This is a genomic window from Streptomyces sp. NPDC001222, from assembly GCF_042896945.1.
Taxonomy (GTDB): Bacteria; Actinomycetota; Actinomycetes; order Streptomycetales; family Streptomycetaceae; genus Streptomyces; species Streptomyces gibsoniae.
In genome coordinates this window covers 1-1,358 of sequence record NZ_JBIAXT010000097.1, presented here as the reverse complement: position 1 = coordinate 1,358, position 1,358 = coordinate 1, and the positions used below count along the sequence as shown (strand labels likewise).

Below are 1,358 nucleotides of genomic sequence, written 5' to 3'. Positions count from 1 at the left end.
GGGGCCTCCCCCTGAGTGGTGGACACGCTGATACTGGATCTGCTTGATCCGGAGGAAGCGAGAACCCCGCCGATGGCGATGAAGGACTACTCGGACGAGTTCAAGGCCGATGCCGTGGCCCTGTACGAGTCCACACCCGGGGCGACGTACAAGAGCATCGCCGCCGACCTGGGCATCAACCGGGCCACCCTGCGTGAGTGGGTGCTGCGGGACCGCGACCACCGCGGCGTCGCCCCGGCCGCCCCGCCGACGGGCGGCACGGCTCCGGCCCGGGCCGGCCAGGCCGCGTCGGTCACCGACCCGGACGAGCGAATCCGGCAGCTGGAAGCCCGGGTGGCCGAGCTCGAGGCGAGTGAGCGGAAGCTGGCTACCGAGCGGGACATACTCCGCAAGGCGGCCAAGTATTTCGCCGGGGAGACGAACTGGTGATGAGCCGCTTCCAGTTCGTTGACGACCACCGGGACACCTACGAGGTGAAGCGGCTCTGCGCGGTCCTGGACTTGAACCGGTCCAGCTACTACAAGTGGCTCGCCGGAAGACAGGCGAGGGCGGCACGACTACGCGAGGACCGGCTCCTGGCGGCGAGGATCCGCGAGGTCCACGGCGAGTCCGGCGGCGCCTACGGCTCCCCACGGGTGACCGCCGAGCTCCGGGAGAAGGGACTGCGGGTCAACGAGAAGCGGATCGCCCGGGTGATGCGGACGTTCTCCATCACCGGCATCCGCCTGCGCAGACGCGTCCGCACCACCGTCGCGGACCCGGCAGCCTCACCGGTTCCGGACCTGTTCCAGCGGGACTTCACCGCCACCGGGCCGGGGCGAAAATACATGGGTGACATCACCTATCTCCCGCTCGCAGGCGGGGAGTTCCTCTATCTCGCGACCGTTTTGGACTGCTTCAGCCGCAAGGTCGTCGGCTGGTCCATCGCCGACCACATGCGCACCGGCCTGGTCGCCGACGCACTGCGGATGGCGGCCGCGACCCGCGGCGGTCTGGCCGGCTCGGTGTTCCACTCCGATCATGGAGCCCAGTACGGATCCCGGGCCTTCGCTGACCTTTGTGACCAGCTCGGGGTCACCAGGTCGATGGGTGCGGTCGGCACCAGCGCGGACAACGCGGCCTGCGAAAGTTTCCACGCGTCCCTGAAACGCGAGACCCTCCAAGGCGCCCGCGACTACGGCGACGCCGGCACCTGCAGAAGGACGGTCTTCGCCTGGCTGGCCCGCTACAACACCCGCCGCCGGCACTCCGCCAACGGTCAACTGAGCCCCAACGAATACGAACGCCGACACCACGCGGCTAAGCTCACGCTCGCCGCGTGATCAACGCACCGTGTCCACCATCACGGGGGAAGGCCC

1 protein-coding gene is annotated in these 1,358 nt (G+C 69.0%); it reads left to right on the top strand.

Annotated features, from left to right (window positions below; all coding sequences use genetic code 11):
• The first annotated feature begins 72 nt into the window (after positions 1-72).
• Positions 73-1,322, top strand: a protein-coding gene (locus tag ACFY2Z_RS41690) for an IS3 family transposase (RefSeq protein ID WP_390749204.1) whose coding sequence is annotated in 2 segments (ribosomal slippage) — positions 73-409 and positions 409-1,322 — 1,251 coding nt in all. Because the reading frame shifts where the segments join, the coding sequence is not laid out codon by codon here.
• Positions 1,323-1,358 lie beyond the last annotated feature (36 nt).